Origin of the sequence: Streptomyces sp. AA4 (assembly GCF_000158875.1) — a bacterium.
Taxonomy (GTDB): domain Bacteria; phylum Actinomycetota; class Actinomycetes; order Mycobacteriales; family Pseudonocardiaceae; genus Amycolatopsis.
This window is the reverse complement of record NZ_GG657746.1, coordinates 4,887,618-4,900,805: the sequence shown is the minus strand read 5'-3', so window position 1 is coordinate 4,900,805 and position 13,188 is coordinate 4,887,618. Positions and strand designations below refer to the sequence as shown.

The following is a 13,188-nucleotide window of genomic DNA, read 5'->3' as shown; positions in this document are numbered from 1 at the left end:
ATATATATATATATATATATATATATATATATATATATATATATATATATATATATATATATATATATATATATATATATATATATATATATATATATATATATATATATGCACCGTTCACGGACCTGCGAGGGAGCGGGAGCCACCCCGGGCTCACCGCGCCGCATCCCGGTCTGCGGCAGGATCATCCCCGTGAACGGTGCGATCGGATTCGGGCCCGCGCTGATCGCCGTGCTCGCGGTGCTGACGCTCGCGGGCGCGGCCGTCGTCCGGTTCGGCCAGCTCGGGCAGGGGCGGGCGGTGCTCGTCGCCGCGGTCCGCGCCGTCGCGCAGCTCGCGCTCGTCTCCCTGGTCATCACGGTCATCCTGCGGTCGGGCTGGCTGACCGGCCTGTTCGTGCTCGCGATGTTCTCCATCGCCGCCGCGACGTCCGCCAGCCGGATCGGGGTGCCGAAGCGGATCGGGTGGGTCGCGCTGGCGCTGGCGTCCGGCGTGCTCCCGGTGCTGGCGCTCGTGCTGGGTTCCGGGGTGGTCCCGGCGAAGCCGATTTCGATCGTGCCGGTCGCGGGGATCGTGATCGGCGGTTCGATGACCGCGACCTCGCAAGCCGCCCGCCGCGCGCTCGACGAACTCAAGCAACGCCACGGCGAGTACGAAGCCGCGCTCGCGCTGGGGTTTCTGCCGAGGCACGCCGCGTTGGAGATCTGCCGTCCGTCGGCGGGGCACGCGTTGATCCCGGCGCTCGACCAGACGCGGACGGTCGGCCTGGTGACGTTGCCGGGCGCGTACGTCGGCGTCCTGCTGGGCGGGGCGAGCCCGCTTCAGGCCGGGACGACCCAGGTGCTGGTGCTGATCGGGTTGCTGGCCGCGGAGGCGATCGCGGTGCTGGTGACGGTGGAACTCGTCGCGGCGGGGTTGCTCCGCCGCGACGAGCCGGCCTAGCCGAGCGGCGCAGCCAGGTGAGAGCGGTCGTTGAAGCCGCGGATCAGCCAGTTGTCGCCGTGCACGACGAGGTGCGAGATCGATCCGTTGTCCGCGCCCAGGAAGGCGAACCGCTCCAGCGCGCGGCTCGCCTGCGCGAACGCCTCGCCGATCACGCCGCCGTGGGTGAACACCGCGACGCGCTGATCCGGGTGCGCCGCGGCGATGCGGGTGAGGGCGGACCGGATCCGCAGGCCGAACGCTTCGTCGGACTCCGCGCCGGGCAGGACGTCCCACCGCTGCTCTTCCCACAGCTTCCGCGCCAGCGGATGCCCCTCCGCGGTGTGCTTGCGGAACAGCCCGTTTTCCCATTCGCCGAGGTGGATTTCGCGCAGGTCCGGCTCGACGGACGGGGTGAGGCCGAGCTTTTCCGCCAGTGGCGCCGCGGTCTGCGCGGTGCGCCGCAACGTGGTCACGTACAGCGCGTCGATGCGTTCGGACGCCAGCCGTTCGCCGACGCGCACGGCGTGGTCGCGGCCTTCCGGCGCGAGGTCCGGGTCGGCCTGTCCGTCGACGAGGTCGAACGGCTCGCTGAGCCGTTGCGGCATCGATTCCCCGTGGCGCACCAGGAAAATCTCGGTGGCGCCCGCGGGCGGGCTGAAGCGGTGCTGGCGGTACTCGACTTCCTGTTCGGGCGTGCTCATGCCCCGACCCTAACCGGTCGGCTCAACCGAGTTGCTTGTCCACGAAGCACCATCGCCACGTCTCGCCCGGCTCGAAGCTGCGCATCACCGGGTGCAGGGTTTCGTGGAAGTGCTGCGAGGCGTGCTTGCCCGGCGACGAATCGCAGCAGGCGACGTGCCCGCACTTGAGGCACTTGCGCAGGTGCACCCAGGTCATCCCGGCCTCGACGCATTCGGCGCAGGAGTCCCGGGAGCTGGGCTCCTTCTCCGGCCATTCGTGGCTGAGGTGCTTGCAGGACCCGGCCGTGGCGGCGGGGGTGCTGAGTTCTCGTTCGGCCACCGGGGGTTCCTCCTCGTCGCGGTCGAGCATGGATTCTTCGATGTCGAGCCGGGCCAGCACGCGCCGCAGCACCGCGTCGTCGGCGGTGCCCCGGTCGCGTGCCTTCAGGAACACTTCGCGTTCGGCTTCCAAGAGCTGGACGCGTAGCCGACGGTAGGCGTCGCTGGGGGTTTCGGCGAGCGTGCTCTGCCGGCCGAGCTGTTCCCACGCCGCGTCCGACCGGCCTTGCAACCGGTCGCGCAGCCGGTCGATCACCTCGGGCGGGTCTTCCGGACGCCGCAATTCGTCCAGCTTCGCGAGCGCGGCGCGGGTCATGTCGTGCAGCACGGCGGCTTCCTGCAGCGCGTCCTCCGCGGGATCCGGCCGCGGCAGCCGCAACCGCCGGATCAGCGGCGGCAGCGTCATGCCCTGCACCACGAGCGTCCCGGCCACGACGACAACCGCGGCCAGCACCAGCACCGCGCGCTGCGGAGTGTCCGCGGGCAGCACGAAGGCCGCGGCGAGCGTGACCACGCCGCGCATCCCGGCCCACGCGATCACCGCCGAGTAGCGCCACGGCCACACCTTGCCGCGTTCCAGGCCCAGGGTGTTCAGGAGGCGTTTCACCACGCCGATCCCGACCATCCACAGCATCCGCGTGAGGATCGTCGCGGCGAGCACCGCGGCGCAGATCCCGACGAGCTGCCACAGCGACAGCCCGCTCTTGCCGACCTCGTGCAGGATTCCCCGGACCTGCAGGCCGATCAGCAGGAAGACCATGTTCTCCAAGAGGAACTGGACGGTCTCCCAGTTCAGCCTGCTGGCCAGCCGCGACGGCCCGGACTGGATCCGCGGCGTCTGGTGTCCCTGGATGAGCCCGGTGACGACCACGGCCAGCACGCCGGATCCGTGCACCGCTTCCGCGAGCAGGTACGCCGCGAAGGGGACCGCGAACGACAGCGCGGTGTCGGTGAGCGTGTCCTCCAGCTTCGCGCGCACGTAGGTCACGATCAGCCCGACGAGGAAGCCCACGACGATCCCGCCCGCGGCCGCGAGAAGGAAGTCGAGACCGACCTGCCACAGGCTGACCGCGCCGGCGATCGCCGCGATCGCGGTCCGCAGCGCGACGAGTGCGGCGGCGTCGTTGAAGAGGCTTTCGCCCTCCAGCAGCCGGACGAGTTTGCGCGGCATCCCGACCCGCCGTGCGACGACGCTCGCCGCCACCGCGTCCGGCGGCGCGACGACCGCGCCCAGCGCGATCCCGGCGGCCAGCGGCAATCCCGGCACGACCAGCCAGGCGACCAGCCCGACGCCGAACGCGGTGAACACCACCAGCCCGACCGACAGCAGCGCGATCGGCCCGCGCAGCTTGCGGAACGCGACGAGCGACGTCTGGATCGACGCCGAGTACAGCAACGGCGGCAGCAGTCCGATGAGGACGATCTCCGGGTCCAGTTCGTACTGCGGCACCCCGGGGACGAACGACACCCCGACGCCGACCGCGACCAGGCACAGCGGCGCCGACCAGTCCATCCGGCGCGCGACGACGGTCACCAGGAGGACCGTCAGGACGAGCGCCACCAATTCCGCTGCGATTTCCACGGCACAATCATCACCTGCGGCCCCGGAGCACGCGCGGGGGCCTGCGTTGCCGATCCGGCCAAAAGCAGGCCGACCCCTGCACGGAACGTAACCGTTGCCACGAAAGCCATTCGGCCGTGGCTGTGGTCGGGTCGGCAACTATTGGCACAGTAGGCTGCGGTTCGTGACGACGGTGGAGACGCGGGCCGGTGCCGTCCGCGGCGAGGTGCGGGACGGAGCCGAGGTTTTCCTGGGGGTGCCGTTCGCGGAACCGCCGGTGGGGGAACTGCGGTTCCGGGCGCCGGTGCCGGTGGCGTCCTGGTCCGGGGTGCGCGACGCGACGGAGTTCGCGGCCAAAGCTCCCCAGCCGGACGTGACCGGGAAACGCTTCGTCGGCGACGAGGACTGCCTGTACGTCAACGTCTACGCGCCGGAAGCGCCCGGCTCGTACCCGGTGCTGGTGTGGATCCACGGCGGGGGCGGAGTGATGGGCGCGCCGCACCAGTTCGACGCGTCCGCGTACGCCCGCCGCGGTGTGGTCGTCGTGACCGTCGCATACCGGCTAGGCGTGCTCGGCATGCTCCGGCTGCCCGGGGTTTCCGACGGGAATCTCTCGCTGCGGGACCAAGTGCTGGCGCTGGAATGGGTCCGCGACAACGTGGCCGCGTTCGGCGGCGACCCGCGGCGCGTCACGCTCGCCGGACAGTCCAACGGCGGCCGCACGGTGGGGACGTTGCTGGCGGTCCCGGCCGCGCGCGGGCTGTTCGGCCAGGCGATCGTGCAGAGTGGCACCGGGGTCGGGTCCGTCGTGCACACCCCGGGGGAGGCGGAATCCGTCGGCGAGGCGGTGCTGGCCGAACTGGGCGACGCAGATCTGCGCGCGGCGCCGGTCACGGAGATTTTGACCGCGCAGCAACGGGTTACGGCTCAGCTCGGCACTCTCGTGCCTTATCGCGTGGTGGTCGACGGAGATCTCCTGCCGCGGCGGCCCGGCGCGGCGATTGCGGACGGCGCGGCGCGCGAGGTCCGCGTCCTCGCCGGCACGACCGCCGACGAGCAGGATCTGTTCTCCTGGCTGCAAACGGGCGGCGCGAAACTGCTCGGCAGCGGTTCGACGATGCTCGCACCGGACGACATCGCCCGAATGACCGAGGCGTACCGGGAGCTGCTGCCGGGCTGGCCGGAGGACCAGCTGGCGAACCGCGTCCGCACGGCGGGGGACTGGTGGCTGCCGGCGATCCGGCTGGCCGAAACCCAGCACGCGGCGGGCGGGACGGCCTGGATGTACCGGCTGGACTGGCGGATCGCGCCGCGCGGGCGGGGCCTCGGCGCGGCGCACGGGGTGGACCTGCCGTTCGTGTTCGACGACGTCGGCAACCCCAACTGGCGCTTCCTGTTCGCCATCGCCCGCCCCGATCCGGAACGGCTGCGGGCGATGGCGAAAGAGATGTTCGAAACCTGGGTCCGGTTCGTGGCGACCGGCGATCCGGGCTGGGAACGGTATACGCCCGAGGACCGCGTGACGCGGGTTTTCGACGACGTCAGCACCACCGTGTCCGATCCGGACGCGGAGCAGCGGCGGTTGTGGGACTCGTGAGCGGCAACGCCGGTTAAAACCGGCATTGCCGCTCACGAGGCACTTAGCCGTGGACGGTCTGCGTGCCGGTGTTCCAGCCCGCGACCCGCACCGACGGGGCCGAACCGTGCAGGTCGGCCGTGCGGTAGGTGGCGGTGAGCGTCACCGATTCGCCCGGCCACAGGCTGACCTGGTTGTCCGACCAGGTCACCGGGAGCACCGGCGCGCCCGCGCTGTCGACCACGTGGGTGTCCACCATGAACGCCGGGGTCTTGCCCGACGAGGTGTTGGTGAGCTTCACCGTGGTGACGGTGGTGCCGTCCGGACCCGGTGCGGAGGTCGCCGTGGCGCCCACCTTCGCCGCGCCCAGCTTCGAGAGCCCGGACAGGTCCGCGTAGGACGACGTCGGCGTGTAGTACCAGCTCGACTTGCTCCAGTTCAGCTTGTCGTCCTTCGTGGACAGCCAGTACACGTTGCGGCTGACCTCCTTGCCCGCCGAATCGGTGAGCACCAGCTTCGCCAGGTAGGTCGAGGAAAGCCCGCTGACCGAACCGATGTCGAGCGCCTTCGCGTGCGCGCCGCCGCCGTTGACCGACAGGTCCGTCTTGGTCTTCGAGAACTTCTTCGTGCCGTCGGTGTTGAACAGCTCGACGGTGGCGGTCAGGCCGGACGCCTTCTTCGTGGTGGAGTTGACCACCTCAGCCGACTTGGTGTCGTACGAGTACTGGATGTGCAGCGGCTCGTTTGCCTTCTTGGCCCCGAAGTAGGAGCCGTTCTGGTCGAGGTATGCGTCGAACAGCTGCCAGTGCAGCGACGTCCAGCCGCTGTTGAGCATCCAGTAGATGAGCCCGGTCGACGGGTCCTTCGCGTCGGTGAAGTTGCGGGAGTGCGATTCGAACTCCGCGCGGACGTTCTCGTATTGCGCCAGCTGCGCCTTGCGGACGAAATCGTCCAGGCTCGCCGGCTTGCCGTAGCGGCCGGCCAGCGCGTCGCCGAAGATCTTCAGGTCGGCGAAGGTCTCCGACTCGGAGCGGTGGTACTGCGGCGCGGCCGGGTTCTTCCAGAGCGTCTCCAGTTCGGCGGGCGTCATCATCCGCTTGAGCGTGTCCATCGTCGGGATGTCCGGCCCGGCGCTGGTCTCGGAGTTGAAGTTCCACGCGCCGCCCGCGTCCTTGTGCGCCTTGTCGTACCAGTAGTTCGGCGGGACGTAGTCGTACGGGCCGTTCATCTTCATCCCGGACGGGCCGAGCTTCGGCGACGCCTTGGCCGAGGCCGCGGAGATCACCGCCGCGGGCCAGTCCGCCGCCGACAGCGCGTCGAGGTAGCCCTTTTCGATCCGCGCGTCGGGCGCGAAGTCGCTGCCGATGTGGAAGGACAGCACGCTCGGGTGGTCGCGCAGCCGCTCGGCCTCGGCGGTCATCGACGCCTTGGCGACCGGGTAGTCCGCCTCGGTCCACGGCTCGCCCTTCTCGTCGCCGTTGACCTGGCCTTCCCACTTGTCGCAGCATTCCCAGCCGGGCATGGTCAGCACGCCCATCCGGTCCGCGAGGTCGAAGAACGCGTCGGGTTCGATGTGGCCTTCGAGGCGCACCGTGTTGAGGCCGAGGTTCTTGACGTAGGCGAGCTTGTCCGCCGCCCGGCCCGCGTCCCAGCGCAGCAGCAGGTCGGGGGACCAGCCGCCGCCCTTGATCATCAGCGGCTTGCCGTTGACGAGGTACTGCCGTCCGCCGCTGGAGTTGAGCGGGGCCTTGACGTCGCGGATGCCGAAGCTGGAGTGGCTCGCGTCGGAAGTGGTCCCGCCGACGGTCGCGGTCAGGTCCAGCTGCTGCATCGGCTGGCCGCCCATGCCGGCCGGCCACCAGACCTGCGGCTTGTCGACGCCGATCACCGGGAACGAGACGGTCTTCTTCTCGTGCGCGGCAAGGGAAACGTCCTGGCTCACCGCTTTGCCCGCGACGGTGCCGGACACCGTGGCCCGGACCGGCGCGTCGGAGTCGTTGCGGACGTCGGCCTTCGCGGTGAGGCCGGCGTGGTCGAGCGCGGGCACGTTCAGCTTCGTGACGACGTGCGCGCCGCGGAGCGCGACCGGCCCGCTGTGCCGGACGACGATCTCGCGGGCGAGCCCCATGTTCTGGTCCGGCGGGGTCTGCGCCCAGTCGATCCAGCCCATCGAAAGGTCGTTGTTCGGGTCGTTCGGGTAGACCTTGAACGCGACGCTGTTGACGCCCTCGTGCACCTGCTTGGTCACGTCGAGGTCGTGGCGGGTGTAGGGGCCGTTGACCTCGTCCTTGGTCGCGACGCGCGTGCCGTTGACCCAGACGTCGGCCTTCGACAGCACGCCGCTGACGTCGAGGTAGGTGCGCTGCGAGGGGTCGGCGACCTTGATGTCGGCGCGGTACCACCACGGGACCTTGAAGTCCGCGGCGGGCACGTTCTTCATGTTCGTGGAGTAGAACGGGTCGGAGTAGCGGCCGTTGGCGAGCAGCCCGGCGTAGACCGTCGACTGCGAGCCGACCGGGTACCAGCCCTTCGCGTCGAAGCCGGGCTTCGACACCGAGGCGTCGTCGGGCACCTTGGCCGAGGACTGGATCAGATAGCCGGGGATCGCGGCCTGACCGGGCTCCGGCCCGGCCGAAGCGGCCCCGGCGACGCCGGGGATCAGCGCGGCGGTCAGGGCGGCGACTGCTAACAGCCGTCCGGGCATTCTTGGCCGGCGTGGGGTCACGAGCGGTCCTCCTCGGGCTCCTGGCGGCGGCGATTGTTAGTAAAGTTCCTTAACGATTGCCGGTGATGGTAGCCGCCCGGAGCGTCCGGGAACAGACCTCGGCGGGGTCTTTTCGCCCGATTTTCCCCTAGAGTTCCTCGCCGGCGTAGTACCAGCGCCCGCCCTCGCGGACGAACCGGCTGTTCTCGTGCTGGGCGTCGTCGCGGCCCTGGTAGCGGTAGTGCGCGCGGAACTCGACGGTGCCCTCGTTCTGCAGCAGCGAGCCGCCGGTCCGGCCGAGGATCTCCAGCCGGGTCCACTCCTGGGCGGGATCGAGGCGCAGCCGCTTCGGGCGGGTGTCCGGATGCCAGGTGTCGAGCAGGTATTCGGGCTCGCCGACGGCGAACGCGCAGTAGCGGGACCGCATCAGCCGCTCGGCCGTCGGGGCGTTCTGTTCGCCGCGGTGGAACCGGCCGCAGCAGTCGGCGTAGGGCTCGGGCAGCCCGCACGGGCAGGGATTCGTCACGCCGCTGATTCTGTCTCCAACGCGAGCGCCTGCCGCACCCAGGCGGTGATCTGCTTGGCGTCCACGTCTTCGGCACTGCGCAGCTTCACGTGCGCCATCTCGCGGGCGCTGGGTTCGAGGTCGCCGTCGAACAGCTGGCCGCGCCAGAACGCGAGGGTCACGTACGAGCTGTAGGCCTTCGCGAGGCAGACCGGGTTCTTGCCTGCTTTCCAGGTGGGCGCGCCGTGGTACAGCACGGCCGGGGCGGGCATCGCGTCGTCGAGGACGGGCAGGAGGGTGGCGTAGACGTCGCGGAGCGCTTCGGGCTGAGCGGCGACGTACTCGGCGACGGTCGGGAACTTCGGCATAGCCGGTCCTCTCGGCGTTCTTGGTGCTGCCGAGCTTGCCAACCGATCATTTGAATTGTCAAGACGAATTTTTTTGTCGGACGGGGTTCGACGCTGAACTTCTCCATCATGAACTGCGAGAAGAGCGGCACGGCAACTTCGCCGGACCGGCGAATCCGGTCGTCGTGGCCGGTCAGGGACCAAAGCTCGACAAGCCCCCGCCGGAACCCCTCGCCCGACGAAGGCGAGCGCACGACCACGGCCGCGATCGGCGGCTCGGCCGGGACCGGACGAGCCCCGACGACCAGTCGTGCATCGAGGTCAGCCCGGCCAGGCGGGCTCACCCTCGCAGGCGAGGACGCTGTCGACGACGTTCGCCAGAGGACAAACTCCGGATGCGCCGTCGCTGTCTGGTGAAGCCGCACGGCGGTCTCGGTTCGCGGAACCTCTTCGAACCAGTAAGGCCAAGTCCGGGATCCGCTCCGCACGGCTCAGCCGCGAGCCCGGCGCACCCCGGCCGCGGCGGCTTCCTGCGATCCCTTGACCGCGAGCTTGTCCGCGCGCTCGTTCTCCGGCAGCCCGGCGTGGCCCTTGACCCACAGCCATTCGACCTCGTGCTGCCGGCAGGCGGTGTCGAGGCGCTGCCAGAGGTCGGCGTTCTTGACCGGCTGCTTCGCCTGCGTCTGCCAGCCGTTCTTCTTCCAGCGCGGCATCCACTGGAGGATGCCGTTGCGGACGTACGTGCTGTCGGTGTAGATCCGCACCACGGACGCGCGGGTGAGGCTCTCCAGCGCGCGGATCGGGGCCATCAGCTCCATGCGGTTGTTGGTGGTGACGGTGTCCTCGGCGCCGTACAGCTCGCGCTCGTGCTTGCCGTACCGCAGCAGCGCGCCCCAGCCGCCCGGGCCGGGGTTGCCGCTGCACGCGCCGTCGGTGTAGATCTCCACCGCTTCTTCCGTCTGCTCCGCCACCCGGCGACCTTATCGTTCCCACGGGCTGGGAGCCGGAATGCCATGCCGGGGACGGTGTTGTGCCCTGCACACGGACGGAAGGGGCCCGGACATGGCAGTGGAGTTCGCGCAGGCGTGGCAGGACTGGAAGGCGGAGCGGGAAAAGACGCTGGCCGATCCGTACGGCTGGCTGGCGCTGGTGTCGCTCGACTGGCTCGAGAACGAGCCCCGCACCTACCCCGGTCTGCCCGGCCGCTGGTGGCAGGACGCCGAAGCCGCGTATGTCGATCCGGACGGCGGGGAGTTGCGGCACGAAGGCACTTTGCTGACCGACGTCCACCGCTTCGAGCTGGTGAACAGCGGCGCGGGCACCCGGGTCACGGCTGGTGCGGTGGAGATCGAGATCGCGCGCCGGTCGGGCTACTTGATCCGCGTGCACGACCCGAAAGCCCCGGTGCTGCACGACTTCCACGGGGTTCCCGCGTACGAACCCGACCCGGCGTGGGTCCTGACCGGCCGGTTCGAGCCGTTCGACGAACCGCGGCCGACGACGGTGGGTGCGGTCGTGGAAGGACTGTCGCATGTCTACACGGCGCCGGGCCGGGTCGTCTTCGAACGCGACGGAGTCGAGCACACGCTGACTGCGTTCAATGGCAAGACCGGCGGGTACAGCATTCTCTTCACTGACGCGACCAGCGGCGTGACCACTTATGCGGCCAACCGTTCCCTGCCGGTCGCGGAGGCTGCTGAGGACGGGACCGTGACGCTGGACTTCAACCGGGCGGTGAATCTGCCGTGCGCGTTCACGGACTTCGCTACCTGCCCGTTGCCGCCGGAGGGGAATCACCTGCCGTTCGCGGTGGAGGCGGGGGAGAAGATTCCTTACGAGAGGCAGTGACGTCGGCGGTCACGTGATCGGCTCGGCGGTGTCCCCGGCCAGGAGCAGCTGCGGCACTTGAGCGAGTGCCCAGCCGGACCCGACCGGGGTCAGCACCCAGACGACGTCGAACCGGTCGTCCGGCCACTTTTTCGGCGCGGTCGCGCCGAACGCGGCGGCCAGCGCCGGGATTTCCTCGTGCTGCCAGCTGATCAGCGTCGGCTCGGCGCGGCGCGAAACCTCGGCGGCGAGCTGGGATTCGCTGCCCTCGGCGTAGGTCGTGACGAGGCTTTTGCCGAGCCGTTCGGCCAGCGGCGTGACGGTTTCGCGCGGCCGGGTGCCCTCGCCGCCGTTTCCGCCCGCGGCGTAGACGGCTGTCGGCCGGGCCAGCCCGTCGCGCAGCGCGCCGGTCGACGGGGCGAACAGCTCGACGAGCGCGCCCGCCCGGGTCCAGCCCCGGACGGTCAGCGAATGCGAGTCGGCGTTGCCGTTCGCGTCGATGCCCTGCGGTCCGCCCGAACCGGCCGGTTTCTCGCCGTGCCGGATGATCATCACCCGCGCGCCCGGCAGCGGGGCGGCGGCCGCCCGGGCGCCCTGGTTCGCCGCGCAGCCGGCCACGAAGAGCGCCGCGCCGCCGAGCAGCGTCCGCCGCGACCACACCTGACTTGTCATGCCGTCTCCCCGCTCCGAAGTTGACCTCGAGGTGTCGTACCGGGTATCGCCTCTCCGGGCAATACTTCGCGGGCGACGTCGGCGAAATTCCCCTCCCGAAGCCGGGGATCTTCCGTAGCATCCCGGTCGACCGGGACGAATCGCACGGAAAGCAGGGCGGATGACAGCGGCGCACGGCGAGTTGACCCTCCGGCTCGTCCCGGCGGAATTCCTGGCCCCCGGCGACGCCACGACGCCGGAATTCGCGCCCGGCCTGTATGCCGTGCTGACGTTCGAGGTGCCGGCGGGCGCGGAGGTGGACGGCGAGTCCCTGACCCGCTCGCTCGACGATGCCCCCGGCACCCCGCTGGAGCAGGCGGAACGGAATCTGGCCGCGTTGCCGGTCGAACGGCACGAAATCGTGCACATCGCCGACGGCGGCGCCTTCCATCTGCTTTCCGGGGAATCCGGGTCCATTGCCAGCCAGGTGCTCGTTTTCGATCAGCTGTACCGGAAACTGACCGGAAAAGAGGTGCCGCCCGGCGGCTTGGTGTGCGCCATTCCCACCGACCATCATTTGCTGTTCTTCCCGCAGGCAGAGGGTTCGTACGGCACGCTCACCGGGATTGCCGAACGTGCGGCCGAACTGTTCGTCGAAGGCCCGCGCGAGCTGTCGCCGCACGTTTACCTGTGGCGTGCCGGGGAAATGACCCAGCTGACGGTTCAGCAGGGCGACGAGATCCGGTTCCGCCCGTCCGCCGAGGTCGCCGCCGACGCGACGGAAGGCCCGCTGGTCGACGACCCGTCGGTGCCGCCCGATCCGCACAATTTCGTTTTCGTGACCCGGATGCTGGGAACGGCCGCCCTGGACTACGGCGCCCTCCTGCTTTCCTCGATGCAGGAGGGAAACCAGAATCCCAACGAATTCCTGGCGAAAGGCTGGGCGGACATCGGCGCCTACCTGCCGGCCGAGCAGCGCCGCCCGCTGGACGTCCCGCACGGCCGGCTGACGGAAATCGACGGGCACCACCTGTTGTCGGTCACCTTCGCCGGAGCGATCGGACCCGCCGAGTCGTATTTCGCCGCGATCGTGCTCCCCGCCGGCTCGTCCGTCTGCCGGTTCTTCACCCTGGCGAACGACGGAGGGGGCGACGGGCGGACGGCACTGCTGGGGGAGTGGCTGGCGAGCGGGTACGTGCCTCGGCAGGAGGACATGCCGGTGGACGAGGACGCTTTCCTGCGCGGGATCGCGGATGTGCTGGGCCCGCCGAAACGCCGGGGGTTGTTCCGCCGCCGGCGGTGACTCGGTCAGGACGACTGCGAACGGGGCCGCCTCTGGGAGACAGCCCCGTTTCCGAACCCGGCTAGGTCACCAGCCGCGTTCGCGCCACTCCTTCAGGTGCGGACGCTGCTCGCCCAGCGTCGAATCGTCGCCGTGCCCCGGGTAGAACCACGTGTCGTCCGGCAGTTCGTCGAAGATCCGCTTCTCCACGTCGTCCAGCAGCGACGTGAAGTCCTCCGGCGACGAGGTCTTCCCGACCCCGCCCGGGAACAGCGAATCCCCGGTGAACAAGTGCGGGCGTCCGTTCGGGTCCCGGTACAGGAGCGCGATCGACCCGGGCGTGTGGCCGCGCAGGTGGATCACCTCCAGCGTCACCGCGCCGACCTTCAGGGTGTCTCCGTGCTCGACCAGGAAGTCCGGGGGGATCGGCAGCGGTTCCGCGTCCAGCGGGTGCGCCGCGGTGTTCGCGCCGTTCGCTCCGGCCACCGCGCCCAGCGCCTGCCAGTGGTCGGCGTGCTGGTGGGTCGTCACGACGGTGCGCAGCGCGGGACGGTCGGGCCCGTGGCCGATCAGGTCCGAGATGCGTTCCGGGTCGTTGGCCGCGTCGATCAGCAGCGCTTCGTTCTCCTCGCGGCACACGAGCAGGTACGCGTTGTTGTCCATCGGGCCAACGGAGAGCTTGGTGATGGTGAGGCCGTCCAGCGTCCGGCGGGCGGCGTCGCCGCCCGGTTCGACGTGTCCGGTGTACGTGTCGGCGATGTTCACGAGTCCCCACCGTAGCCGGATCACCCG

At 69.7% G+C, this 13,188-nt stretch carries 12 protein-coding genes; 4 read left to right on the top strand and 8 right to left on the bottom strand.

The genetic code is table 11. The features are described from left to right. Positions 1-192: 192 nt before the first annotated feature. Positions 193-942: an ABC transporter permease gene (locus SSMG_RS22455; protein ID WP_009079689.1), complete on the top strand. Its 750-nt coding sequence runs from the start codon at positions 193-195 to the stop codon at positions 940-942. Here SSMG_RS22455 and SSMG_RS22450 read toward each other — a convergent pair. Further along, positions 939-1,625 (bottom strand): histidine phosphatase family protein, encoded by a 687-nt coding sequence (locus SSMG_RS22450; protein ID WP_009079687.1) that lies wholly within the window; start codon positions 1,623-1,625, stop codon positions 939-941. The two genes, SSMG_RS22455 and SSMG_RS22450, sit on opposite strands and share 4 nt — an antisense overlap. 22 nt (positions 1,626-1,647) lie before the next feature. Then, positions 1,648-3,525 (bottom strand): Na+/H+ antiporter, encoded by a 1,878-nt coding sequence (locus SSMG_RS22445; RefSeq protein WP_009079685.1) that lies wholly within the window; start codon positions 3,523-3,525, stop codon positions 1,648-1,650. Positions 3,526-3,688: 163 nt separating this feature from the next. Between SSMG_RS22445 and SSMG_RS22440 the strand changes: the two genes are divergently transcribed. Further along, the gene (locus SSMG_RS22440; protein ID WP_009079683.1) at positions 3,689-5,101 is read left to right on the top strand and encodes a carboxylesterase/lipase family protein; all 1,413 of its coding nucleotides are present in this window, start codon (positions 3,689-3,691) and stop codon (positions 5,099-5,101) included. Positions 5,102-5,144: 43 nt separating this feature from the next. Here the strand turns inward: SSMG_RS22440 and SSMG_RS22435 are convergent, their stop codons facing one another. The 4 genes from SSMG_RS22435 to rnhA all read right to left on the bottom strand — a co-directional run bounded on the left by SSMG_RS22435 (position 5,145) and on the right by rnhA (position 9,607). Beyond that, complete coding sequence (locus tag SSMG_RS22435; RefSeq protein WP_050788253.1) at positions 5,145-7,784, bottom strand: exo-beta-D-glucosaminidase; 2,640 nt, start codon at positions 7,782-7,784, stop codon at positions 5,145-5,147. A gap of 148 nt (positions 7,785-7,932) precedes the next feature. Further along, positions 7,933-8,310, bottom strand: a complete 378-nt coding sequence (locus tag SSMG_RS22430) for a YchJ family protein (RefSeq protein ID WP_037714512.1) — start codon at positions 8,308-8,310, stop codon at positions 7,933-7,935. Then, entirely contained in the window at positions 8,307-8,657 is a 351-nt protein-coding gene (locus tag SSMG_RS22425; protein ID WP_009079677.1) for a DUF1801 domain-containing protein, read from the bottom strand. The genes SSMG_RS22430 and SSMG_RS22425 overlap by 4 nt, the downstream gene beginning before the upstream one ends. A 470-nt stretch (positions 8,658-9,127) precedes the next feature. After that, positions 9,128-9,607 (bottom strand): ribonuclease HI, encoded by a 480-nt coding sequence (rnhA, locus tag SSMG_RS22420; protein ID WP_009079675.1) that lies wholly within the window; start codon positions 9,605-9,607, stop codon positions 9,128-9,130. Between the two features lie 91 nt (positions 9,608-9,698). On the opposite strand from rnhA, the gene SSMG_RS22415 reads away from it, so the two are divergent. After that, positions 9,699-10,484 carry a DUF1684 domain-containing protein gene (locus tag SSMG_RS22415; protein WP_037714509.1) on the top strand — a complete coding sequence of 262 codons (786 nt, stop codon included), beginning with the start codon at positions 9,699-9,701 and terminating at the stop codon, positions 10,482-10,484. Positions 10,485-10,493: 9 nt separating this feature from the next. On the opposite strand, the gene SSMG_RS22410 is transcribed toward SSMG_RS22415, so the two are convergent. Further along, positions 10,494-11,135, bottom strand: a complete 642-nt coding sequence (locus tag SSMG_RS22410; protein ID WP_009079673.1) for a hypothetical protein — start codon at positions 11,133-11,135, stop codon at positions 10,494-10,496. 160 nt (positions 11,136-11,295) lie between these two features. Between SSMG_RS22410 and SSMG_RS22405 the strand changes: the two genes are divergently transcribed. Further along, positions 11,296-12,417: a hypothetical protein gene (locus SSMG_RS22405; RefSeq protein WP_009079671.1), complete on the top strand. Its 1,122-nt coding sequence runs from the start codon at positions 11,296-11,298 to the stop codon at positions 12,415-12,417. Positions 12,418-12,483: 66 nt separating this feature from the next. Here the strand turns inward: SSMG_RS22405 and SSMG_RS22400 are convergent, their stop codons facing one another. Beyond that, on the bottom strand, positions 12,484-13,161 hold the full coding sequence (locus SSMG_RS22400; RefSeq protein WP_037717723.1) for an MBL fold metallo-hydrolase: 678 nt from the start codon (positions 13,159-13,161) through the stop codon (positions 12,484-12,486). Positions 13,162-13,188 lie beyond the last annotated feature (27 nt).

Bases quoted from the DNA above. Each gene is read 5' to 3' on its own strand.
- SSMG_RS22405 (WP_009079671.1), top strand. From the start codon at position 11,296: ATGACAGCGGCGCACGGCGAGTTGACCCTCCGGCTCGTCCCGGCGGAA.
- SSMG_RS22415 (WP_037714509.1), top strand. From the start codon at position 9,699: ATGGCAGTGGAGTTCGCGCAGGCGTGGCAGGACTGGAAGGCGGAGCGG.
- SSMG_RS22425 (WP_009079677.1), bottom strand. From the start codon at position 8,657: ATGCCGAAGTTCCCGACCGTCGCCGAGTACGTCGCCGCTCAGCCCGAA.
- SSMG_RS22410 (WP_009079673.1), bottom strand. From the start codon at position 11,135: ATGACAAGTCAGGTGTGGTCGCGGCGGACGCTGCTCGGCGGCGCGGCG.
- SSMG_RS22450 (WP_009079687.1), bottom strand. From the start codon at position 1,625: ATGAGCACGCCCGAACAGGAAGTCGAGTACCGCCAGCACCGCTTCAGC.
- SSMG_RS22435 (WP_050788253.1), bottom strand. From the start codon at position 7,784: ATGCCCGGACGGCTGTTAGCAGTCGCCGCCCTGACCGCCGCGCTGATC.